Raw genomic sequence first — 21,275 nt, forward strand, 5'->3', positions numbered from 1 at the left:
ATGAAGATCACGTTCTCTTCCCGCGCCTGGGAGGACTACCTGTGGTGGCAGCTTCAGGACCGGAAGGTCCTGAAGCGCATCAATACGCTCATCGCGGATATCTCCCGAACGGGCAACGAGGGGATCGGCAAACCCGAACCGCTCAAGCACGGGTTCCAGGGCTACTGGTCGCGCCGCATCAACGACGAGCACCGACTGATCTACAAGGCCACCGAGGACACGGTTCTGATCGCGCAGTGCCGCTACCACTACGAGAGCTGACCCGACCCGAGCGGATCAAGCTCATGGACGGCGTACGCGTCCAGGGGTCGTTGCTCGGTGACGACTCGGGGCGAGCTGTTTCGTGTGGTGGGTACGTGCGCGGCCCCGCACTTGGTGTGCGGGGCCGCGGGGGAGTCGGAGGGGCGGGTCAGCGGGCGTCCGGGATCCAGGAGCCGTGGATCATCGCGGGGACCCGGCGGGGGAGGTGGACGGTGGCGACCGGGGGCGCGGTCAGGTCGCGGGCATCGAGGACCAGGAGCCGGGAGCTGTCGGTGTTGAGGTCGCCGACGACGCTGAGGAGGTATCCGTGGTCCTCGGCGGCGGCGTGCGCGGCGGGGACGAAGACGGCCTCGCTGGGGAGTTGGCCGACGCCGATGGGGCGCAGCTGCCGGGCGCCGGTGGCGCGGTCGTACTTGACGAAGGTGTGGTTGCCGACGCCGTCGTCGTCCGGGAAGGCCAGTGCGTACTGGTAGCGGTGCGGGCGGCCGAGCAGGGTCTCGTTGATGGTCGGGAACTCGACGATCAGGTCGTCGGTCTGCTCCTCGCGTGCCACGCCCGCGGCCAGGTCGATCGTCCACCGGCGGCTACGGGAACCGGAGGTGGGCTCGGCACCACGACCCGGTGCGCCGACCCACCAGTTCCAGGAGCGCTGCCAGCCGGTGCGGTCCACGGTCGCGCCCTCGACGATGATGCGGCCCAGTGCGTCCTGGTACGCGTTGGCGAAGTGCATACCGAACCCGGCGCCGACGTCGAACCAGCGGATGTTCGCCGCGCCGCCGGGACCCATCGGCATGACGCCGACGCGGCAGGGCTGCGCGTCGCTCCAGCTGTACGGGATGCCGGAGGCCTCGGTGTGGTCGAAGGTGACCGATCCTTCGAGGAACACGACATGGTGCTCGGTGATCGCGAAATCGTGCTTGAGCGCGGCAGATGCGCCGGGGACGTCCTGGCTGAGCGTCAGGTCGCCCTGCGGGGAGACCACGTAGTGGGTGAGGAACGGCGGGAACGGCGACGATGCGAAGAAGTGCAGTTCGCCGGTGGCCGGGTCCTCCTTGGGGTGCGCGGTCATGAAGGACTTCAGCTTGCCGCCGAAGTCGTAGGCGCCGACGGTGTCCAGCTCGGGGGTGAGCTCGTACGGCAGCGCCGACTCGCACAGGGCGAGCAGCCGGCCGCCGTGCTCGATGACGTGGGTTCCGGCGGTGCTGACGGTGAAGTCCGGGCCGTGCTCGGTCATGTACGGCGCGCCGTCCAGGGCCGGCGTGCGCACCCAGCGGTTGCGGTACCACTCGGCGCGGCCGTCGCGGAGCCGAATGCCGTGGACCATGCCGCTGCCCTTGAACCAGTGGCTGGGGATGACGCCGGGCTTGGGGTTGTGGCCGGCGCGGAGCAGGCTGCCGGTGAGTTCGGGCGGGAGGGTGCCTTCGACGGTCAGGTCGGTGGCGGTGATCTCGTCGGCGACGGGGGCGTAGTGGCCGGTGAGGTAGGGCTTGCGGGCGGCGGGCCGGCCTGCGGCGGTGGTGTTCATGTCGGGTTCCTTCCGGTCTGCGGCTCTCGGGTTTGGGGCTCTCGGCTCTGCGGTTCTCGGGTCTGCGGGTCGGGCGAGGTGCGGGGGCGTGCTTCGGTTGCGGCGGAGTTCAGGGGGTCGGCGTGGTTCGCCGGGTGAGCAGGGGAGTCAGCAGGGCGCCGACGGCGGCGATGCCCGCGGAGACCAGGAAGGCGGTGCGGTAGCCGTCGGTGAGCGCGACCTCGTGGGGGACCGCCGATCCGGCGGCATCGGTGCGCGCGGTGGCGAGGGTGCCGAGTACGGCCAGCCCCAGCGCACCGCCGATCTGCCGTGTGGTGTTGACCAGTCCGCCGGCCGACCCCGCGTCGGCGGTCGGGACTCCGGCGACGGCCGCGCCGGTGAGTTGGACGAAGGCGGCGCCGAGGCCGAGGCCGACGACGACGGTCGGGCCGAGGAGGTCGCCGAGGAAGCCGCCGTCCGCCGATATCCGGGAGAGCCACAGGAAGCCGCCGGCGATGGTGGCCATACCGGCCGCGAGCACGGAGCCCGCTCCGAACCGCCGGGCGAGCCGTGGTGCGACGGCCGCGCCGAGCATGTTGGCCACGGCAAGCGGGAGTTGTGTGAGCCCGGCCCGCAAGGCGGTGTATCCGAGGGCTTGTTGCTGGTAGAGCGGGAGGAAGAAGAACAGGCCCACCCACACGCCGCCCAGCAGCGTCATCACGAGGTTCGCCGGAGCGACCGCGCCGGACCTGAGCAGGCGCGGCGGCAACAGCGGTGCGCTGTGGCGCCGTTCCAGCACCGCGAACAGGCCGAGCAGGGGTACGGCTACGGAGATCGCGGTCAGGACCCGGGGGTCGGTCCAGCCGTTGCGGCCCGCGGTGGTCAGGCCGTAGACGAGGGCGACCAGTCCGAGTGTCACCGTCGCGGTGCCGCCGAGGTCGAAGGAGCGGGTGCCGTGGTCCCCGGCCGGCCGTGTGCCCGGCAGCAGCCGGGAGGAGGCGGCCAGCACGGCGCCGCCGAGCACCGCGACCGCCACGAACACCGCACGCCAGCCGAAGGCTTCGGTGAGCACGCCGCCCAAGAGGACGCCCGCTGCGCCGCCCGCCCCCGATACCGCGCCCCACACGCCGAGCGCCTTGCCGCGCGCCGGTCCCGGTGCGAAGGTCCGCATGACGAGCGCCAGCGCGGCCGGTGCGATCGCGGCGGCGCCCAGCCCTTGGGTGGCCCGGGCCGCGATCAGCAACCACGGTGCGGTGGACGATGCCGCCGCGACCGACGCGGCGGTGAAGACGGCGAGTCCCGCGAGCAGGACTCGGCGCTGTCCCAGCAGATCGGCGAGCCGCCCGCCGGGCAACAGCAGCGCGCCGAAGGCGAGGCCGTACGCGTTGACCACCCACGCCATCCCGTCACCCGACAGGCCGATCCCGTCGCGGACCTGCGGCAGGGCGACGTTCACGATCGACGTGCTCAGCACCACCGCGAACTGCGCTGCCGCGAGGACGGCCAGCACCCGACCGGCCGGGCCGGCGGCCGGGTCCGCTGCGGTGGAGGGCGGGTCCGCCGGTTGGGCGAGGGGTGCCGAGGACATGGGGGACTCCTGTTCCGAGGTCGTCTCGATGTGGCGTCAGTGTGTGATTGATCAATCATTCTTTGCCGTAAAAAAGAACGCCCCGGAGGGCCGCGCACGAGCGCGCGTCAGTCGCAGCGTTCCGCGCGCTGCTTGAGGTTGTTCAGCCAATGGCCGAGCGAGCCGTCGAGCGCCTGCTGCAGGAACTCCTTGTTCGCCTCGACGGGTTCGCCGGTCCAGGACTCCTCGGTGTGGACGCGCACACCTTCCTTGGTCTTGGTGAACGTCCACACGTGGACCGCCGTGATGCCCTGGGCCGGCCCGCCCCACACGATGCGCCGCTTCGGGTCGACCTGCTTGACCGTGGACGTGATGTCCTCCAAGCCCTCGGTCGACCAGACCCACGACGATCCCGGACGCAGCGGCCCCGGCGTCTGCTTGACCACCGAGCTCACGCCGGGCTGCCAGGCGGGCCATGCCTCGACGTCGGTCTGGATCCGCCACACCCGGTCCAGTGGCGCGTGGATGGTGATGTGGTCGCGGGTGATGACCGGGGCGTTTTCGTCGATGCCGATCGAGCCGTGTCCGCCGGGCGAGAAGGCGAGCGGGAGGGCGGTGGCGATGGCGATGGCGGCGGCGAACATGGGGGACTCCTCGGGGGTGGGGTGGATTGAGGTGCGGCGAGGTCGTGACTTGAATGAGTGATCAACCACTCACTATGAGGTCCGGCGAAAGGCGCTCCCGGGCGGTGGTGTGGTGCGACGTGGGGATGTGGCTCGGACGGGTCAGTAGTGCCGGATGCCGGTCGCGAGTGTGCGCGTCCACGGCGCGTCCACCTCGGCGGCGCCGATCGCCGACACCAGGTGGCACAACATCCCGCGGGCGAAGAACTGCTGGACCTGCGCGTCGTCGCCCCCGGAGGCGCCGCGCACGTACTCGACGAGTCGGGCGTACCCGGTGCGCACCACATCGCGCACGGCGGGCTCGGAAGCCGCCGCGGCCTGGGCGTGGATCTGCACCAGGAGCAGGTCGTTGTCGGTGATCAGGCGGGCGTACGCCTCACCCATCGCGGACAGCACCGCCTCGGGCGAACTGCCCTCGGCCGCCGCCGCGCCGCGCTCCAGGCTCTCCCGGACGCGGAGGAAGCAGTACTCGACCACGGCGACGAACAGGCTCTCCTTGTTCGGGAAGAGCCGGAACACGTAGGCCTGCGAGATGCCCGCGGCCTTGCCCACCTCGGTGGTCGTCGTGCCGTAGTACCCCTTCGCCGCGAACGCCCCGATGGCGGTGCGCAGCACCGTCTCGCGGCGTTCGTCGGCGGTGGAGAGTGTTCGGCGTGGTTCCGTATTCATGTGAGTACTCAATCACTCACACCCTGCGGCGTCAACCCCGGCGTGCTGGTTCAGTCGATGACAGCGATCGCCTCGACCTCGACCAGGTGCTCGGGGACGTCCAGCGCCGCGACGCCCAGCAGAGTGCCCGGCGCTACCGGCGTGACGCCCAGCTTCCCGGCCGCCCGCGACAGCCCGTCCAGGAACAGGGGCATCTTGTCGGGCGTCCAGTCGACGACGTAGACGGTCAGCTTCGCCACGTCGTCGAAGGACGCGCCCGCCCCGGCCAGGGCGGTGGCGACGTTGAGGTAGCACTGTTCGACCTGCGCGGCGAGATCGCCCGGGGCGGCCGTGACGCCGTCGGCGTCCCAGGCGACCTGCCCGGCAACGAAGACCAGCTTCGACCCGGTCGCGATCGACACCTGCCGGTACACGTCGATCTCCGGCAGTCCGCCGGGGTTCACCAGGGTGATGGCCATGCTGTTCGCCTCCTCGTCCTGCGGGCCGCAGCCCGTTCCCACCGAATCGAGGCGATCGCTCTCTTTCGGTTACTCGGAAACCGTAGGAGAGTCTGCGCTGACGTGGAAGAACGCACTTTTCGGTGAGAGGGGAACCAGATGGTGACCATGCAGTTCACGGCCCATCGACGAGCCGGATCCGATGTCGCCAACAAATGGGCTCTCCGCCATTGACACAAAGGAGTACCCGGCGGCCGAACCGACCTGGGTCGGGTCCGCGACCCCGGGCGCGAAGAGCAGGAAGTCCGGTTTCTCGAAGAAGAACAGAAAGCCCCGCGACCGCGTCGGCAAGGCGGCGGCCTACTCGGGCCTCGGCGTGCTGGTCCTGGTGGAGCCGTGGCCGCCGCTACGCAAAAAAGAGACCCTTCCGGAATTTCCGGAAGGGTCTCCAATCCGAGTCGGGGTGGCGGGATTTGAACCCACGGCCTCTTCGTCCCGAACGAAGCGCGCTACCAAGCTGCGCCACACCCCGATGCTGCGCGTTCAGCTTAGCGGGTCGGGGGCCTGAGGCGAAATCCGGTTTAGCGGGGGGCCGGGGGGAGGGAGCCGGCGGTGGATTGACGGGGTGTCAGGGTGAGGAGGGTGGCCTCGGGGGGGCAGGCGAAGCGGAAGCGGGCGTAGCGGGAGGTGCCGCAGCCGGCGGAGACGTGGAGGTAGGCCTCGCGGTCGGCGGAGGTGTGTTTGGACAGGCCCTTGGCGCGCTTGCGGTCGAGGTCGCAGTTCGTGGTGAGCGCGCCGTAGAAGGGGACGCAGACCTGGCCGCCGTGGGTGTGGCCGGCGATCACGAGGGGGTAGCCCTCGGCGGTGAAGGCGTCCAGGGCGCGCAGGTACGGGGCGTGCACGACGGCGAGCGAGATGTCCGCTGCCGGGTCGGGGCCGCCGGCCACCTGTTCGTAGCGGTCCCGGTCTATGTGCGGGTCGTCCAGGCCGACCAACTCGATCTCCAGGCCGTCCACCTTGACGCGGCCGCGCGCGTTGTTGAGGTTCTCCCAGCCCGCCGCGTCGAAGCCGTCGCGCAGGTCGGTCCACGGGTTTTCGCGGCCGAGCCGGCGGGTGCCGTCGTCGCGGCGCAGGTAGCCGGTGGGGTCCTTGGGGCGCGGGCCGTAGTAGTCGTTGGAGCCGAATACGTACGCTCCCGGCCGGCCGAGCAGCGGGCCGAGCGCGTCGAGCGTCTCGGGCACCGCGTCCGGGTCGGACAGGTTGTCGCCGGTGTTCAGCACGAAGTCGGGGTGCAGCGCGTCGAGCCGGCGCAGCCACTCCTGCTTGCGGCGCTGGCCGGAGACCATGTGGATGTCGGACACCTGCAGGATCCGTACCGGCCGCGCCCCGCGTGGCAACACCGGCACCTCGACCCGGCGCAGACGGAACGAACGGGCCTCGTAGGCCGCCGCATAGGTGAGGCAGGCGGCCCCGGTGACGGCAACGGCTAGGGGGAAGGCTGAACGCGGTCGCATCCCTCCATGCTGGCAGAGCCGGCCGGTCGTCGGCAGTCTCGATGGCGTTGTGCCGCTCCGCCGACCACAACGCGGCAGGTCGGCACGACGCCCTCGACAGGTCCGCCTCGGGCCGCACCCGGGTAATTGGGTGGGGCACCCACGCCCACGGCTGCGACACTTGACCCCATGAGCCCCTTCAAGAGCCGTTTGCAGAGCGACCTCACCGAGGCCATCCGGTCCCGTGACGAACTGGTCTCCTCGACGCTGCGCCTCACCCTGACCGCGATCACCAACGAGGAGGTCGCGGGCAAGACGGCCCGCGAGCTGTCCGACGACGAGGTCCTCAAGGTCATCGTGCGCGAGGCGAAGAAGCGTCGCGAGGCCGCCGAGGCCTTCGAGAACGGTGGCCGGACCGAGTCCGCCGCCCGCGAGCGCGCCGAGGGCGAGGTCCTCGCGGCCTACCTGCCGGCGCAACTGTCCGACGACGAGCTCAAGGTGATCGTCGCCGACGCCATCGCGGAGACCGGGGCGAGTGGTCCGCAGGCGATGGGTCAGGTCATGAAGGTGGTCCGTCCCAAGGTCGGCGACAAGGCCGAGGGCGGCCGGATCGCCGCCGAGATCAAGAGCCAGCTCGGCACCACCTGACCCGACGCGGCCCCGGCCCACACCGGCCCACCCGGGCCCGATTCCGGCCGACCGCACCCGACACGACGACGATGGCGGTGCCCCCCCAGAAACAGGGGAGCACCGCCATCGTCGTTCACGTGGAGCCGAGGGAGCCGACGGAGCCGAGAGAGCCGACGTGGCCGCGGAGCCCACGGGCCCGCAGAGCCCCGGAGTCACGAACCCGCAGACTCACGAATCCGCAGAGTCACGAACTCAAAGACTCACGAACCCACGGACCCCGCCCGACACCGGATTCACCAAGGAGCCCGGCCGACACCGGCCCCCTCGGTCGTCACCCGTCGGCGCCCCTCACCCGTCGTCACCAAACCCGCCACCCCCGGGCCCGCCCCCGATCGGCGGCCACGAGTGCCCCGGCGGTCGCGTCGACTCCGGCGGCTTGGTGTTGCCGCCTCCGCCACCACTGTTGCCCCCGTTACCCCCGCCGGGCGGCGTGGTGTTGGTCGGCGTGGTCGGCGGAGTCCACGGCGGCCGCGTGTTCGTACCGCCCGTCGGCGGCCGGTTCTGATCCCGCGGCTTGCCGTCGGTCGGCTTCTTGTTCGGGTCCGGCTTCGCCGGGATCGTCCCCGAGGGGGGATCGACGAAGCCGGGCGCTTCCACGCCCTTGAGCGCACCGGACATCGCGGACTTCCAGATCGGTCCGGGGACCTGTCCGCCGTAGACCTTGTCGTGGCGGACGCCGGCGATGGTGATGTCGACCATCTCGACGTCGTCCTTGGCGCCACCGATCCAGACCGCGGTGGACAGGTTCGGCGTGTAGCCGACGAACCAGGCCGCCTTGCGCTCGTTGGTGGTACCGGTCTTGCCCGCGTTGTCCCGGTCCTTCAGGCCGGCCTGGGTGCCGGTGCCGTCCTCGACCACGCCCTTGAGCAGCGCGTTGATCGTGTCCGCCGTCGACTGCTTCATCACCTGCTTGCAACCCGCCTGGGGGACGGGCAGCTTGGTGCCGTCGAGCTTGGCCACCTCGGTGACCGCGATCGGCGAGCAGTAGACCCCACGGCTGGCGAACGCGGCGTACGCGGCGGCCATGTTCATCGGCGCGACCGTGTTGGCGCCCAGCGTCATGCTCGGCACCTGCTCCAGCGCCTTGCCGTTGCCCTGGTGCACACCGAGCTGGTCGGAGAGCGTCGCGATCGGACACAGCCCCACGTCCTTGGACAACAGGACGAAGTACGTGTTGATCGACTTCTCCAGCGCGGTCTGCATGTTCCAGGTGCCGGTCTCGCTGCGGCTCTCGTTCTGCGGCTGGTACTGCGGGTCCCGGGCCGCGTCACCGCAGGTGCGGAACTTCTCTTTCCGCATGTCGATGTCGTAGCCCGTGGAGTACTCCTGGTCGACCTTCATCCCGCTCTCCAGCGCCGCCGCGGCGGTGATCGGCTTGAACGTCGAGCCGGTCTGGAAGCCGTACGTCGAGCCGCCCATGGAGTGGTCGACCGAGTAGTTGAGCGTGGTCTCGTAGTCGCCGAACCCGTACGGCCGACTCTGCGCCATCGCCTTGATTTTGCCGCTGCCCGGCTCGACCATGACGACCGCGTCGGCGACCGGGTCCTTTTGGAGTACGCCCTTGGTTGCGGCGGTGTAGGCCGACTTCTGGGCCTTTCGGTCCAACGTGGTGGTGATCCGCAGACCGCCCTCGCGCCACAACCGGTCGCGGTCGCCCTTGTTCGCGCCGAACGCCGGGTCGTTCTTGACCACCCGTTCGACGTAGTCGCAGAAGAACGCGGCACCGTCGATCTGGTCGGCGGTGATGCAGCCGTTGGGCAGCGGCTGGGTCTTCAGGTTCAGTTCGGTGGCCTTGGCCGCGTCGGCCTCGACCTGCGAGATGACCTTCACCTCGGCCATGCGCTGCAACACTATGTTGCGTCGTTCCCGGGCGGCGTTCGGGTAGCCGATCGGGTCGTACGCCGAGGGCGCCTGCACCACGCCGGCCAGGGTGGCCGCCTCGGTCAGGGTCAGGTCCTTGGCGTGCTTGCTGAAGTAGCGCTGCGACGCGGCCTCGACGCCGTACGCCTGGCGGCCGAAGAAGGTGATGTTGAGATACCTGGTGAGGATCTCGTCCTTGGACAGCCGTTGTTCCAGGCCGATCGCGTACTTCAGTTCCTTGACCTTGCGGGAGACCTCCTGGGCCTGAGCCTTGGCCACCTTGGCCGGGTCGTTGCCGGCCTCCTCCACGAAGATGTTCTTCACGTACTGCTGGGTGAGACTGGAACCGCCCTGCTTGGATCCCGTGCCACCCGACTGCTGATTGCGCATCAGGGCGCGCAGGGTGCCCTTGAGGTCGATCGGACCGTGCTCGTAGAAGCGCGAGTCCTCGATCGCCACGATCGCCTGACGCATGATCGGTGAGATCTGGTCGAAGTTCACCAGGATGCGATACCGGTCGTAGACCATCGCGAGCTGGTTGCCCTCGGAGTCGAGGATGTACGACGGCTGCGACAGGAACGGTTGATCCAGATCACTGGGCAGATCGTCGAAGTTTTCCGACGCCGCCTTCGCGGTCAGGCCGAAGCCTCCCACGAAGGGCAGCGCGATTCCCGCGACCAGGGCGCCGGCGAGGATGCTCGCACCCACGAAGGCGGCGAACCGTCCCACGAAGCCCAACGGGGATCGTGAGCGGGACGAGCCGCGTTTCGGGCGGGCCGAGCCGGAGGAAGTTCGGGCCATGGGCGACAGCCTACGTGTCGAAACACCCTACGCGGTGAAGGGACTTCGCCTAAGCTGGCGGAGCAGCCGGGGGATCCGTGTCAGTAGCCATTTCACTCTTTAGAGTGAATGCGGCCGGATGTCGGATCTCGCTGCCGTGCTCTGTGCCGCGGACGTGCCTCCTTCTGAGTGAAGCCGTGACCGGAAACGCAAGAGCATTCACCCGGACGGGTGGGTCCATATTTGCGCATAGTCCTTCCGGGCCATCGATGACTGCCCGCACAGGGGCTGTTGCGCGTGCCCAGGGTTTCGTACCGTCCTGCTTGGCGTCGGGAATTCCCTTCGCCGCCGTTGGGGGAGCCTCGAAAATCGGGAGAGGACGGCACCAGCATGAGCTGGGTTACCGACTGGAGCACGCAGGCCGCCTGCCGGAGTACCGATCCGGATGAGCTGTTCGTGCAGGGGGCGGCGCAGAACCGCGCCAAGGCAGTGTGCACCGGGTGTCCGGTCCGCACCGAGTGCCTGGCGGACGCGCTGGACAATCGAGTGGAGTTCGGCGTCTGGGGTGGCATGACCGAGCGGGAGCGGCGCGCGCTGCTGCGCCGCCGGCCGATGATCACCTCGTGGCGTCGGCTGCTGGAGACCGCGCGCGAGGAGTACGAGCGCGACATCCACGGAGACGAGGAGTTTCGGGTCGCCGGCTGAGCACGTGTCGACGGCCGAACGCCACCTCGTTCGCACGTGAGAACCCGCCGGGGCCGGGAGTCAGGCCCGGGTCCCGGCGGGTACGGACGAACCCCGTGGCACGGTGGGTCGATACGGACGACAGCCGCGGCGTGGCGCGCGGGTGCGGATGAAACCGGGTGAAACCGATCGACAGCGATCGCGGGTCGCCGAGCGGATTCGGGCTGCCGGCGGACCCGGGCTCAGCCCGTGCCCAGGCTCTCGCCGATCACCCGCAGCCCGTCCAGGTCGTGCACGTCACCGGGCAGCGCCGGAACCTCGGCCACCCGCACCTCGGGGTGGATCGAGGTGAAGCGCGTGCGCATGCGCTCCTCCCGGTCGATCACCCGCAACCGCTCGGCGTGCAGCGTCAGCAGTCCCGCGACCAGGCGCAGGTCGGCGGGCCGCGACGGGTGCTCACCGTCGAGCGGTTCGACCTCCTCGACCTCCTCGGCCTGCGCGAGCTGTTCGGCCTGCTCCGCCTGCTCGGTCAGCGCCTCGGCCGCGGCCACGCTGCGTTCCGCGGACAGCCGACCGGCGCGCGTGGCGTGCACGCGGTTGAGCACGAGGCCGGCCAGCGGCATGCGCTCGGTGCCCAGCCGGTCGACGAAGTACGCGGCCTCGCGCAGCGCGTCCTTCTCCGGCGCGGCGACCACCAGGAACGAGGTGCCGCGCGCCTGGAGCAGTTTGTAGGTCGCGTCGGCCCGCTTGCGGAAGCCGCCGAAGGTGGTGTCCAGCGCGGCCACGAAGGTCTGGATGTCGGTCAGCAGGTGGGTGCCGACCACCTTGCTGAGCGCGCCGGTCATCAGGCCCATGCCCGCGGACAGGAACTTGAGCGCGCCGCGCCCGCCGACCTTGGCGGGAGCGGAGAGTATCCGGATCAGCCGGCCGTCCAGGAACGAGCCCAGGCGCTGGGGGGCGTCGAGGAAGTCGAGCGCGGACCGGCTCGGCGGGGTGTCCACCACGATCAGGTCCCACTCGCCGGTCGCGTGCAACTGGCCCAGCTTCTCCATCGCCATGTACTCCTGCGTACCGGCGAAGCTGGAGGACAACGATTGGTAGAACGGGTTGTCCAGGATCTGCTGCGCGCGCTCGGGGTCGGCGTGTTGTTCGACGATCTCGTCGAACGTGCGCTTCATGTCGAGCATCATCGCGTGCAGGCTGCCGCCCTTGGTCTCGTCGACGTCGACGACCCGGCGCGGCGTGTTGTCCAACTCGGTCAGGCCCATCGACTGGGCGAGCCGGCGTGCGGGGTCGATGGTCAGCACCACCACGTCCCGACCGCGTTCGGCCGCGCGCAGCCCGAGCGCCGCGGCGGTGGTGGTCTTGCCGACGCCGCCGGAGCCGCAGCACACCAGGATGCGGGTGCCCGGGTCGTCGATCAGCTCGTCGATCTCCAGCCTGTTCATGCCATCCCCTGCTCGCGCAGCGCTTCGGCGAGGCGGTACAGACCGCCCAGGTCCATTCCGTCGGCCAGCAGCGGCAGTTCGTACACCGGCAGGTCCAGCCCGCGGACCAGGGCGCGGCCGGTGCTCTCCAACTCGATCCGGCTCGCGTGCTCGTCGGCCTCGGCCAGCAGCGAGGTGACCAGCGGCCGGGTGGGCTTGATGCCGCCCGCGACCAGGCCGGCCTCGAGCAGCTCGGCGGTGAGCCGCTGTCCGGTGTCGCTCTCGTCCTCGGCCTGGAGCGGCGGCCGGGCCATGTTGATCACCACGCCGCCGGTGGGCAGGCCCGAGTCGCGCAGTTCGGTGACGCCGTCCACGGTCTCCTGGACCGGCATCTCCTCCAGCAGGGTGACCAGGTGGACCGCGGTCTGCGGTGAGCGGATCACCCCCATCACCGCCTCGGCCTGGGTGTGGATCGGGCCGAATCTGGCCAGCCCCGCGACCTCGGTGTTGACGTTGAGGAAGCGTGCGATCCGGCCGGTGGGCGGCGCGTCCATGACCACCGCGTCGTAGGCGAACTTCCCCTGCGTGCGGCGCCGGGCCGACTCGCACGCCTTGCCGGTCAGCAGCACGTCGCGCAGCCCCGGCGCGATGGTGGTCGCGAAGTCGATCGCCCCGAGCTTCTTCAGGCCCTTACCGGCCCGACCCAGGTGGTAGAACATGTCGAGATATTCGAGCAGCGCCTCTTCCGGGTCGATCGCGAGCGCGTACACCTCGCCGCCACCCGGGGCGACCGCGATCTTGCGGTCCTCGTAGGGCAGATGCGGGCAGTCGAAGAGCTGCGCGATGCCCTGTCGCCCCTCCACCTCGACCAGCAGCGTGCGCCGCCCGCCCGAGGCCAGCGCCAGTGCCAGCGCGGCGGCCACGGTGGTCTTGCCGGTGCCGCCCTTGCCGCTGACCACGTGCAGGCGCACGCCCTCCCAGTCGGCGTTGCCGTCGGTCGTGCGTGCGCCCGCCGTCGAGGTGCTCACGGCGTCCGTCCAGCGGGTACGGCCGGGGCGGCCGGCGCGACGGTCGTCTCGGGTACGTGGCATGCCCGGATCCCTGCCCTCGAAGGCTTGCGCCATTCGGCCGCAGCCGAGGCGTTACCGGACCCGTGTGACCGCGCACCCAAACTCACGAGTCGAGCCTAACCACCCCGTCCCCGCCCGGTCGGAGGTGATCCCCCTGTGGTGACCCGCGTCACGTCACCGTCGCCCGAACGGCGTAGCGCGCGTCCTTGTACGCCCCCGTCTCCAGGATGTCCCCGAGGACGCGCGCGGCCTCGACCACGTCGGCGTGGCCGATGTAGAGCGGGTTGAACCCGAAGCGCAGCACATCCGGCGGCCGGACGTCGCCGATCACGCCCCGGTCGATCAGCGCCGCCATCACCGCGTGCGGTTCCGGGTGGCGCACCGCGACCTGGCTGCCGCGCCGCGCGTGCTCGAGCGGGGTCAGCGTCTCCAGGCCCAGATCGGTGACGCAGGCGATGAACAGGTCGGTCAGCGCCAGGCCCTTGGCCCGCACGGCCGTCATGGACACGTCGTCGTAGGCGCCGAGCGCGGCTTCGAGCGCGAGCATCGACAACAGCGGCGGGGTGCCTATCCGGGCCCGCTCGATGCCCGGCGCGGGCGCGTATCCCGGCTCCATGCCGAACGGGTTCGCGTGCCCGTGCCAGCCGGTCAGGGCGGGCGCGAAGTCCGCGATGTGCCGCTCGGCCACGTAGACGAACGCCGGCGCGCCGGGGCCGCCGGACAGGTACTTGTAGCCGCAGCCGACGGCGAGGTCGACGTCGTGCGCGTCCAGGTCGATCGGGAACGCGCCGGCGGAGTGGCACAGGTCCCACAGCGCCAACGCGCCGACCGCGTGCGCCGCGGCGGTCAATCCGGGCAGGTCGCGCAGTTCGCCGCTGCGGTAGTCGACGTGGTTGTAGGCGATCACCGCGACCGTGTCGCCGTCCGCGCGCAGCACCTCGGCGAGTTCGCCGACCGGGACCCGGCGCACCTGGGCGCCGAGCAGGCCGGCCATCGAGTCGGCCAGGTAGAGGTCGGTGGGGAAGCTGTCCGGGTCGGCCAGCACCACGGTGCGTCCCGGGCGCAGCCGCAGGGCACCGGCGATCGCGTTGAAGATCTGCACCGACGTCGAGTCGCCGCACACCACCCGACCGGGCGCGGCGCCGATCAGCGCGCCGATCCGGTCGCCGATCCGCGCGGGCGCCCCCCACCAGTCGTTGGCGTTCCAGGAGCGGATCAGGTCGGTGCCCCACTGGCGGTGCACCGCGTCGTTCAGCGCCTCGGGCACCGCGGCGGGCAGCGCGCCCAGCGAGTTGCCGTCGAGGTAGATCACGCCTGCCGGCAGCAGGAACCGCTCGCGCACGTGCGCCAGCGGGTCGGCCGCGTCCAGTTCGGCGGCTTCGGCCACCCGTCCGGCCGCTAGGCGACCGTTGGAGAGTCGGACCGACGCGTCGTCGGCGGCCGTGTTCGGCAAGGAATCGGACATGCTTCACCCATCTTTCGATGAATCAGACCTTCGATGGTTCGACCAAGGTGCGCATGGTCCACAATTCGGGAAAAACGCGCACACGTACGGTCTGCTCCAACCAAGACGCTCCGGCCGAGCCACCCGTGCCCGGCCGGTTTCCCAGCGCTCGCAGTGTGGCGGCCAGATGTCGCTCGCGCCAGCGGGTCCAGCGCTCGGAGATGTCGGTGAGCACCTCGCCGAGCTCGACCAAGTCGACCACGCCGTCCGTGTACACGCCCGCCCACGCGCGTTCGACGTCCTGGGACGGCTCGTACGGCCGACTCGGATCCGCGCCGGGAGTCGGGGTGTGTCGACCCCGGCGGGCGAGCAGGGCGAGCGCGTGGTCGTACAGGCTCGGCGCGCGCAACGAGCGCTCCAGCTCGGCGTGCACCTCCGGACTGCCCGTGTAGGGCCGCAGCACGCCCGCGCGTTTGACGCCGAGCAGGAATTCGAGATGCCGGTACAGGTGCGACTGGAAGCCGGACGCGTCGCCGAGCGCGTCCCGGAAGCCGCCGAACTCGCCGGGGGTGAGCGTCGCGAGCAGGTCCCACGTGGACACCAGCACGTCCAGCTCGCGGATGCTGCGCCGCAGCGTGCCGATCGCGCCGGGCACGTCGTGTGCGTCGAGCCGTTCGCCCGCGATCGTCCATTCGTGCCGCAGCAGCGCGAACAGCAGCTCCATCACCTGGGAGGAGATCAGGAACGACAGCTCGGCGGGCACGTCGGTGCGGGTGCGCTGGAGGGAGAGCAGCCGGTCGAGTTGCACGTAGTCCGCGTACGGCGGCGCCGCGGCGTCCGCGGGGCCTCGACGCGGGCCCGCCATCGGACACGTCGCGCTCGCCGGATCGGCCGGTGGGGTCCGTTCGTCGAACGTCATCGCAGGTCACCTCTCCGGCCGGTCCCGCCGGTGCGCCGGAAGGGCCGGTCGGGGAGTGCCCATATGGAATCGTGCGACCATTCGGTTGGGAATGGGTGTCGAGCATCGGAAGCCCCGGTTCGGTTTACGCTCGCAAAGTGTCGAAGGACATGTGCTCACGATCGTGAACGGAGGGTGCGCATGGACGCGATCGACCGCAGATTGCTCGCCGAATTGCAGCGCGACGCCCGGGTCTCGCTCAACGAGTTGTCCCGGCGGATCAACCTCTCCGCGCCCGCGGTGGCCACCCGGGTGCGCCGGCTCGAACACACCGGCGTGATCACCGGTTATCACGCGCATGTGGATCCGGCCGCGGCCGGCCGCGGTGTGGTGGCGCTGGTCCGGATGAATTGCTACGGCCCCGGCTGCCTGCTGCGCCGGGACGCGGACACCGTGCGCGAGTGGCCCGAGGTGCTCCAGGTGCACCGGGTCACCGGTGACGCGTGCTGCCTGCTCATGGTCGCGGTCGCATCGATGTCCGACTTCCAGATTCTGATCGACCGGCTCGCCGAGCACGGCAAACCCTCCAGCACGATGGTGTTGTCCTCGCCGGTGGCGTGGCGCCCCGTCGAACCGCCCGACGTGTCCGTCTAAAGTCTGCACACATGACGAAGTGGGAATACGTGACGGTCCCCCTGCTGGTGCACGCGACCAAGCAGATCCTGGACAACTGGGGCGACGACGGCTGGGAGCTCGTGCAGGTCGTGCCCGGCCCCAACCCGGAGAGCCTGGTGGCCTACATGAAGCGTGCGAAGCAGGAGGCGGCCAAGTGAGCGAGGTACACCCCGAGCAGCGCCTGACCGAGCTGGGGCTGACCCTGCCCGGCGTGGTGCCGCCGGTGGCCGCGTACGTTCCGGCGATCCGCACCGGCAATTACATCTACACCTCGGGCCAGTTGCCTATGGTCGAGGGCAAGCTGCCCTCGACCGGCAAGGTCGGCGCCGAGGTCACCGCCGAGGAGGCGAAGGAACTCGCCCGCCAGTGCGCGCTCAACGCGCTCGCGGCGGTCAAGGCCGAGCTCGGCGACCTGTCGCTGGTGCGTCGGGTGGTCAAGGTGGTCGGTTTCGTGGCCAGCGCCCCGGACTTCACCGGCCAGCCCGGCGTGATCAACGGCGCCAGCGAACTGCTCGGCGAGGTGTTCGGCGAGTCCGGGCGGCACGCCCGCAGCGCGGTCGGGGTGGCCGTGCTGCCGCTGGACGCCCCGGTCGAGGTGGAGATCCTCGTCGAGGTGGTCTGAGCGGATCGCCCGCTGCGCCATCGTGATGATCGGACCTGGCCCTTTCGGGTCGGGTCCGATCGTTTTCGGGGGCGAGGGATGGAACTTGACTCGGTCAGGCGTACGATCCGGCGCATGGCCGAATCAGGGAGTACGCGAGCCGGGAAGGCCCAGCCGGGCATGCCCGCGTCCTGGGCCGAGCGGGCCCGCGCGATCATCGCCGGCGAGGCGGAACCGGTGGCTCCGCGCCGTGCGGCGACCGTGGTGCTGCTGCGCGAGCGGCCGCACGGCGCCGAGGCGTATCTGCTGCGCCGGCACACCACGATGAAGTTCGCGGCCGGGATGTACGCCTTCCCCGGCGGCGGCGTCGACCCCCGGGACGCGGACCACTCGGTGGCCTGGGCCGGCCCCGAACCCGCCGAGTGGGCCAAGCGGCTGGGCACTGGCGTCGCCGAGGCCCGCGCGATCGTCTGCGCCGCCGTGCGCGAGACCTTCGAGGAATCCGGTGTGCTGCTCGCCGGGCCCGACCCGAGCACCGTCGTCTCGGACACCACCGGCGCGGACTGGGAGGCGGACCGCGCCGCGCTGGTGGCGCGCGAGCAGACGCTGACCGAGTTCCTGGAGCGGCGCGAACTGGTGCTGCGCTCCGACCTGCTGGGCGCGTGGGGGCGCTGGATCACCCCCGAGTTCGAGGACCGCCGCTACGACACGTGGTTCTTCGTCGCCGCCCTGCCCGCCGGCCAGCGCACCCGGGACGTCTCCGGCGAGGCCGACCGGGTCACCTGGGCCCGGCCCGGCGACGCGCTGGCACAACACCGGGCGCAGGAGATGGCGATGTTGCCGCCCACCATCGACACGCTGCACCACCTGGCGGAGCTGGCCGACCCGGCGGCTGCCCTGGCCGCCGCGGCCGACCGGGAGATCACCCCGATCATGGCCCAGGGCCGTTTCGACGGGGATCGCCTCGTGCTCGAATGGCCGGGGGTCGCGGACCCGTTCGGTCTGCGCTGAGGCCCCACCGACGACCCGGAGCCGGTCCGAGGGCATCCACCGGATCGGTCCGGGCCACCGAGGTACAGGATGACCACCATGAACGCACAGCCCCTGCCCGGCAACCCGCGCCCGACCATCGGCGGACCCGCGAGCTCCCGGGTGACCTGTCTGCTCGCACCGAACCCCAGCGCGATGTCGCTGGACGGCACCAACACGTGGATCGTGGCCGAGCCGGGCGCGGACACCGCCGTGGTGATCGACCCCGGCCCCGACGACGAAGGCCATCTGCGCGCGATCGTGGCCGCGGTGGAGGCCGAGGGCCGCCGCGTGGGCCGGATCCTGCTCACCCACGGCCACCCCGACCACTCGGCCGGCGTGGCCGGCCTCAAGGCGCTCACCAACGCCGTCGTGCACTCGGTCGACCCGCAGTGGCGCTACGGCGGCGAGGGCCTGGTGGACGGCCAGGTGATCGACGACGGCGGCCTGGACCTGCGGGTACTGGCCACTCCCGGCCATTCCGGCGACTCGGTGTGCTTCGTGGTGGCCGCGGACCGCTTCGTGATCACCGGCGACACCGTGCTGGGTCGTGGCACCACGGTGGTCGCGCACCCCGACGGCCGACTCGGCGACTACCTGGACTCGCTGCGCCGGCTGCGCGCCCTCGCCGCCGCCGGCGAGGTCACCGCGGTGCTGCCCGCGCACGGCCCGATCCTGGACGACGCGGTCGGCGTGCTCGACTTCTACCTGGCCCACCGGGCGGCCCGGCTGGCCCAGGTGGAGGCCGCGGTCGCGGCGGGCGACAAGACCGCCCAGGACGTCGTCGAACGGGTCTACGCGGACGTGGACCGCGGCCTGTGGTGGGCCGCCGAGATGTCGGTCCGCGCCCAGCTCGAATACCTGACCGAGCGCGCGGACGCCTGAACGCCGCGTGGGGGCCCGCCGACGGCGGACCCCCACGTGTTCGGTGCGCGACGTGCTAGCGCGAGCGGCGCGACAACCGCTCGACGTCCATCAGGACCACCGCACGCGCCTCCAGTCGCAGCCAACCCCGGCTGGCGAAGTCGGCGAGCGCCTTGTTGACCGTCTCCCGCGAGGCGCCGACCAACTGGGCCAGCTCCTCCTGGGTGAGGTCGTGCGCGACGTGGATGCCTTCGTCGGCGGGCACGCCGAACCGGCGGGACAGGTCGAGCAGGGCCTTGGCCACCCGTCCCGGGACGTCGGAGAAGACCAGGTCGCCCAGGCTCTCGTTGGTCCGCCGTAGCCGACGCGCTATCGCCCGCAGCAGTGCCGCGGCGACCTTGGGCCGACCGGTCAGCCAGGGCTGCAGGTCGGAGTGGCCCAGGCCGAGCAGGCGCACGTCGGTGAGCGCGGTCGCGGTCGCCGTACGCGGTCCGGGGTCGAACAGCGACAGCTCGCCGAACATCTCGCCCGGGCCGAGCACCGCGAGCATGTTCTCGCGGCCGTCGTTGGAGCTGCGGTGCAGCTTGATCTTGCCCTCGATCACCACGTACAGGCGGTCACCCGGGTCACCCTCGTGGAAGAGCGAGTCCCCGCGCTCGAGCGCGACCTCCGTCATGGAGGCCCGCAGCTCGGCGGCGTCCTCATCTTCGAGCGCCGCGAACAGCGGAGCCCGCTGCAAAACGTCGTCCACGAGGTTCCTCCTAGGCCGGCCTGGTCGACACCAATGAAAGCCGAGCGGTCAAACAGTGCGATCGGTCACAGTCTGACGCACCGGTACCCGCAATCATCACGCGGGGTGGCCTGGATCACGAACGGGCGGATCCACAGTAACCGGACATGTCGCTCCTGTGATCAAGCATGTGCGGACTGCTCGACCGTACGCCCCGTCCATCTGCGTACTCTGGCCGGGTGTCGAGCAACGTGACGGAGCCCGCGCCGCGCAGGTCGCGGGCGGCCGCGAAGGTCGTGAAAACCGAGTCCCATCTCGCTCTGGTGCGCCGCGCGCGCCGGATCAATCGCGAATTGGGCGAGATATACCCGGGTGCGCACTGCGAACTCGACTACGGCGACGCGTTCCAGCTCCTGGTCGCGGTGGTGTTGTCCGCGCAGACCACCGACCGACGGGTCAACACGGTCACCCCGGCACTGTTCGCCCGCTTTCCCGACGCCGCCGCGGTGGCCGCCGCGGAACCGGCCGAACTGGAGGCGATCATTCAGCCGACCGGGTTCTTCCGGGCCAAGACGCGCTCGGTGCAGGGCCTGGCCCAGGCGCTCCTGGAACGCTACGACGGCGAGGTGCCGGGCAAGCTCGCCGAACTGGTCACGCTGCCCGGCGTGGGTCGCAAGACCGCCAACGTGGTGCTCGGCGAGGTCTTCGACGTGCCCGGCATCACCGTCGACACCCACTTCGGCCGGCTGGCCCGGCGCTTCGGGTGGACCAAGGACGATGATCCGGTCAAGGTCGAGCAGGAGGTCGGCGCGCTGTTTCCGCGCAAGGACCTGACCCTGCTGTCGCACCGGGTGATCTTCCACGGCCGCCGGGTCTGCCACGCCCGCCGCCCGGCGTGCGGGGCGTGCGCCATCGCGCCGCTGTGTCCGGCGTACGGCGAGGGCGAGACGGATCCGATCAAGGCCAGGGCGCTGCTCAAGTACGAGATGGCCGGGCAACCCGGCCAACGGCTCAAGCCGCCGGCCAAGCCGGTGCTCGCCGTGCCGGGCGACGCATCCGAAGACGTATCCGAGACGAAGGCCGCACCGGCCGAGGCCGCACGAACGAAGGCCACCCGAGCGAGGGCCGCACGAGCGAAGGCCGCACCGCGAGACGAGGGGGACGCCGGGTGACCCAGACCGGAACCGGGATCCAGACCTGGGCCGAAGCGGATCTGCCGGAATGGCTGCGTCCGGTCGCGCGCGCCGCCCGGGAGATCCGCCCCGAGCAACTGAGCCGTTTCCTGCCACCGGCCGAGGGCGGTCGGCGCTCCGCCGTGCTGGTGTTGTTCGGCGAGGGGCCCGACGGTCCGGACCTGCTGCTGCTGCAACGCGCCGCGACGCTGCGCTCGCACGCGGGCCAGCCCGCGTTTCCGGGCGGTTCCGTGGACCCGGGCGACGACGGCCCGGAGGGCACCGCGCTGCGCGAGGCGCAGGAGGAGGTCGGGCTCGACCCCTCCGGTGTGCGGGTCTTCGGCCGGCTGCCGGACCTGTACATCCCGGTGAGCGACTTCGTGGTCACGCCCGTGCTCGCGTGGTGGCACCGGGAGAGTGAAGTCGCCCCGGGGGCACCCGAGGAGGTCGCGCGCGTGTTGCGGGTGTCGATCGCCGAGCTCGCCGAACCGGCGAACCGGGCCCGACTGCGCCACCCCGGCGGTCACCTGGGCCCGGCGTTCCTGGTGCACGACCTGGTGGTCTGGGGCTTCACCGCGGGGCTGATCGACCGGGTCCTGCACCACACCGGCTGGGAACGGCCGTGGGACAGCCGCCGCGAGGTCGCCCTCTCGGAGACCGAGAGCCGGTTGGCCCGGCGCGGGTTCGACCGCTACGAGGAGACCGCCTCCGAGCCCGAGGTCCGCGACTGACCGCCG

At 71.0% G+C, this 21,275-nt stretch carries 22 protein-coding genes and 1 tRNA gene; 10 read left to right on the forward strand and 13 right to left on the reverse strand.

Annotation, left to right across the window (positions count from 1 at the left end; translation table 11 throughout):
- Positions 1-261: a Txe/YoeB family addiction module toxin gene (locus ACIBSV_RS25045; protein ID WP_395866630.1), complete on the forward strand. Its 261-nt coding sequence runs from the start codon at positions 1-3 to the stop codon at positions 259-261.
- Between the two features lie 148 nt (positions 262-409).
- On the opposite strand, the gene ACIBSV_RS25050 is transcribed toward ACIBSV_RS25045, so the two are convergent.
- From ACIBSV_RS25050 to ACIBSV_RS25080, 7 genes are all read right to left on the reverse strand, one after another.
- Entirely contained in the window at positions 410-1,786 is a 1,377-nt protein-coding gene (locus ACIBSV_RS25050; protein ID WP_395866632.1) for a carotenoid oxygenase family protein, read from the reverse strand.
- Positions 1,787-1,895: 109 nt separating this feature from the next.
- On the reverse strand, positions 1,896-3,353 hold the full coding sequence (locus tag ACIBSV_RS25055; protein WP_395866634.1) for an MFS transporter: 1,458 nt from the start codon (positions 3,351-3,353) through the stop codon (positions 1,896-1,898).
- A gap of 107 nt (positions 3,354-3,460) precedes the next feature.
- The gene (locus ACIBSV_RS25060; protein WP_395866635.1) at positions 3,461-3,976 is read right to left on the reverse strand and encodes an SRPBCC family protein; all 516 of its coding nucleotides are present in this window, start codon (positions 3,974-3,976) and stop codon (positions 3,461-3,463) included.
- Between the two features lie 141 nt (positions 3,977-4,117).
- Positions 4,118-4,684 (reverse strand): TetR/AcrR family transcriptional regulator, encoded by a 567-nt coding sequence (locus tag ACIBSV_RS25065; protein ID WP_395866637.1) that lies wholly within the window; start codon positions 4,682-4,684, stop codon positions 4,118-4,120.
- Positions 4,685-4,734: 50 nt separating this feature from the next.
- Entirely contained in the window at positions 4,735-5,142 is a 408-nt protein-coding gene (locus ACIBSV_RS25070; RefSeq protein ID WP_395866639.1) for a RidA family protein, read from the reverse strand.
- A gap of 437 nt (positions 5,143-5,579) precedes the next feature.
- Positions 5,580-5,653: transfer RNA gene (locus tag ACIBSV_RS25075), tRNA-Pro, on the reverse strand.
- Positions 5,654-5,702: 49 nt separating this feature from the next.
- The gene (locus ACIBSV_RS25080) at positions 5,703-6,635 is read right to left on the reverse strand and encodes a metallophosphoesterase (protein ID WP_395866641.1); all 933 of its coding nucleotides are present in this window, start codon (positions 6,633-6,635) and stop codon (positions 5,703-5,705) included.
- 168 nt (positions 6,636-6,803) lie between these two features.
- On the opposite strand from ACIBSV_RS25080, the gene ACIBSV_RS25085 reads away from it, so the two are divergent.
- Positions 6,804-7,262, forward strand: a complete 459-nt coding sequence (locus tag ACIBSV_RS25085; protein ID WP_395866643.1) for a GatB/YqeY domain-containing protein — start codon at positions 6,804-6,806, stop codon at positions 7,260-7,262.
- A 330-nt stretch (positions 7,263-7,592) separates the two neighbouring features.
- Here ACIBSV_RS25085 and ACIBSV_RS25090 read toward each other — a convergent pair whose 3' ends face one another.
- Positions 7,593-9,965: a transglycosylase domain-containing protein gene (locus ACIBSV_RS25090; protein ID WP_395866645.1), complete on the reverse strand. Its 2,373-nt coding sequence runs from the start codon at positions 9,963-9,965 to the stop codon at positions 7,593-7,595.
- 369 nt (positions 9,966-10,334) lie between these two features.
- On the opposite strand from ACIBSV_RS25090, the gene ACIBSV_RS25095 reads away from it, so the two are divergent.
- The gene (locus tag ACIBSV_RS25095; protein ID WP_020554910.1) at positions 10,335-10,649 is read left to right on the forward strand and encodes a WhiB family transcriptional regulator; all 315 of its coding nucleotides are present in this window, start codon (positions 10,335-10,337) and stop codon (positions 10,647-10,649) included.
- Between the two features lie 221 nt (positions 10,650-10,870).
- On the opposite strand, the gene ACIBSV_RS25100 is transcribed toward ACIBSV_RS25095, so the two are convergent.
- From ACIBSV_RS25100 to ACIBSV_RS25115, 4 genes are all read right to left on the reverse strand, one after another.
- The gene (locus ACIBSV_RS25100; RefSeq protein ID WP_395866647.1) at positions 10,871-12,076 is read right to left on the reverse strand and encodes an ArsA family ATPase; all 1,206 of its coding nucleotides are present in this window, start codon (positions 12,074-12,076) and stop codon (positions 10,871-10,873) included.
- Entirely contained in the window at positions 12,073-13,146 is a 1,074-nt protein-coding gene (locus tag ACIBSV_RS25105; protein WP_395866649.1) for an ArsA-related P-loop ATPase, read from the reverse strand. The genes ACIBSV_RS25100 and ACIBSV_RS25105 overlap by 4 nt, the downstream gene beginning before the upstream one ends.
- A gap of 148 nt (positions 13,147-13,294) precedes the next feature.
- The gene (gene kynU, locus ACIBSV_RS25110) at positions 13,295-14,590 is read right to left on the reverse strand and encodes a kynureninase (RefSeq protein WP_395866651.1); all 1,296 of its coding nucleotides are present in this window, start codon (positions 14,588-14,590) and stop codon (positions 13,295-13,297) included.
- Between the two features lie 22 nt (positions 14,591-14,612).
- On the reverse strand, positions 14,613-15,488 hold the full coding sequence (locus ACIBSV_RS25115; protein ID WP_395866653.1) for a tryptophan 2,3-dioxygenase: 876 nt from the start codon (positions 15,486-15,488) through the stop codon (positions 14,613-14,615).
- A 180-nt stretch (positions 15,489-15,668) separates the two neighbouring features.
- Here ACIBSV_RS25115 and ACIBSV_RS25120 point away from each other — a divergent pair, with 180 nt between their 5' ends.
- From ACIBSV_RS25120 to ACIBSV_RS25140, 5 genes are all read left to right on the forward strand, one after another.
- Positions 15,669-16,121, forward strand: coding sequence for an Lrp/AsnC family transcriptional regulator (locus ACIBSV_RS25120; RefSeq protein ID WP_395866655.1), 453 nt, complete (start codon positions 15,669-15,671; stop codon positions 16,119-16,121).
- Positions 16,122-16,132: 11 nt separating this feature from the next.
- Positions 16,133-16,300: a hypothetical protein gene (locus tag ACIBSV_RS25125; RefSeq protein ID WP_395866657.1), complete on the forward strand. Its 168-nt coding sequence runs from the start codon at positions 16,133-16,135 to the stop codon at positions 16,298-16,300.
- Positions 16,297-16,764 carry a RidA family protein gene (locus ACIBSV_RS25130; RefSeq protein WP_395866659.1) on the forward strand — a complete coding sequence of 156 codons (468 nt, stop codon included), beginning with the start codon at positions 16,297-16,299 and terminating at the stop codon, positions 16,762-16,764. The genes ACIBSV_RS25125 and ACIBSV_RS25130 overlap by 4 nt, the downstream gene beginning before the upstream one ends.
- Before the next feature lie 114 nt (positions 16,765-16,878).
- On the forward strand, positions 16,879-17,754 hold the full coding sequence (locus ACIBSV_RS25135) for an NUDIX hydrolase (protein WP_395866660.1): 876 nt from the start codon (positions 16,879-16,881) through the stop codon (positions 17,752-17,754).
- A 78-nt stretch (positions 17,755-17,832) separates the two neighbouring features.
- Positions 17,833-18,657: an MBL fold metallo-hydrolase gene (locus tag ACIBSV_RS25140; RefSeq protein WP_395866662.1), complete on the forward strand. Its 825-nt coding sequence runs from the start codon at positions 17,833-17,835 to the stop codon at positions 18,655-18,657.
- 55 nt (positions 18,658-18,712) lie between these two features.
- Here the strand turns inward: ACIBSV_RS25140 and ACIBSV_RS25145 are convergent, their stop codons facing one another.
- Positions 18,713-19,387 carry a Crp/Fnr family transcriptional regulator gene (locus tag ACIBSV_RS25145; RefSeq protein WP_020554920.1) on the reverse strand — a complete coding sequence of 225 codons (675 nt, stop codon included), beginning with the start codon at positions 19,385-19,387 and terminating at the stop codon, positions 18,713-18,715.
- A 167-nt stretch (positions 19,388-19,554) separates the two neighbouring features.
- Between ACIBSV_RS25145 and nth the strand changes: the two genes are divergently transcribed.
- Both nth and ACIBSV_RS25155 read left to right on the forward strand, forming a co-directional pair.
- Entirely contained in the window at positions 19,555-20,538 is a 984-nt protein-coding gene (gene nth, locus ACIBSV_RS25150; protein WP_395866664.1) for an endonuclease III, read from the forward strand.
- Positions 20,535-21,269 (forward strand): NUDIX hydrolase, encoded by a 735-nt coding sequence (locus tag ACIBSV_RS25155; protein ID WP_395866665.1) that lies wholly within the window; start codon positions 20,535-20,537, stop codon positions 21,267-21,269. The genes nth and ACIBSV_RS25155 overlap by 4 nt, the downstream gene beginning before the upstream one ends.
- The last annotated feature ends 6 nt before the right edge of the window (positions 21,270-21,275 follow it).

The organism is Embleya sp. NPDC050154, assembly GCF_044460165.1.
GTDB lineage: Bacteria > Actinomycetota > Actinomycetes > Streptomycetales > Streptomycetaceae > Embleya.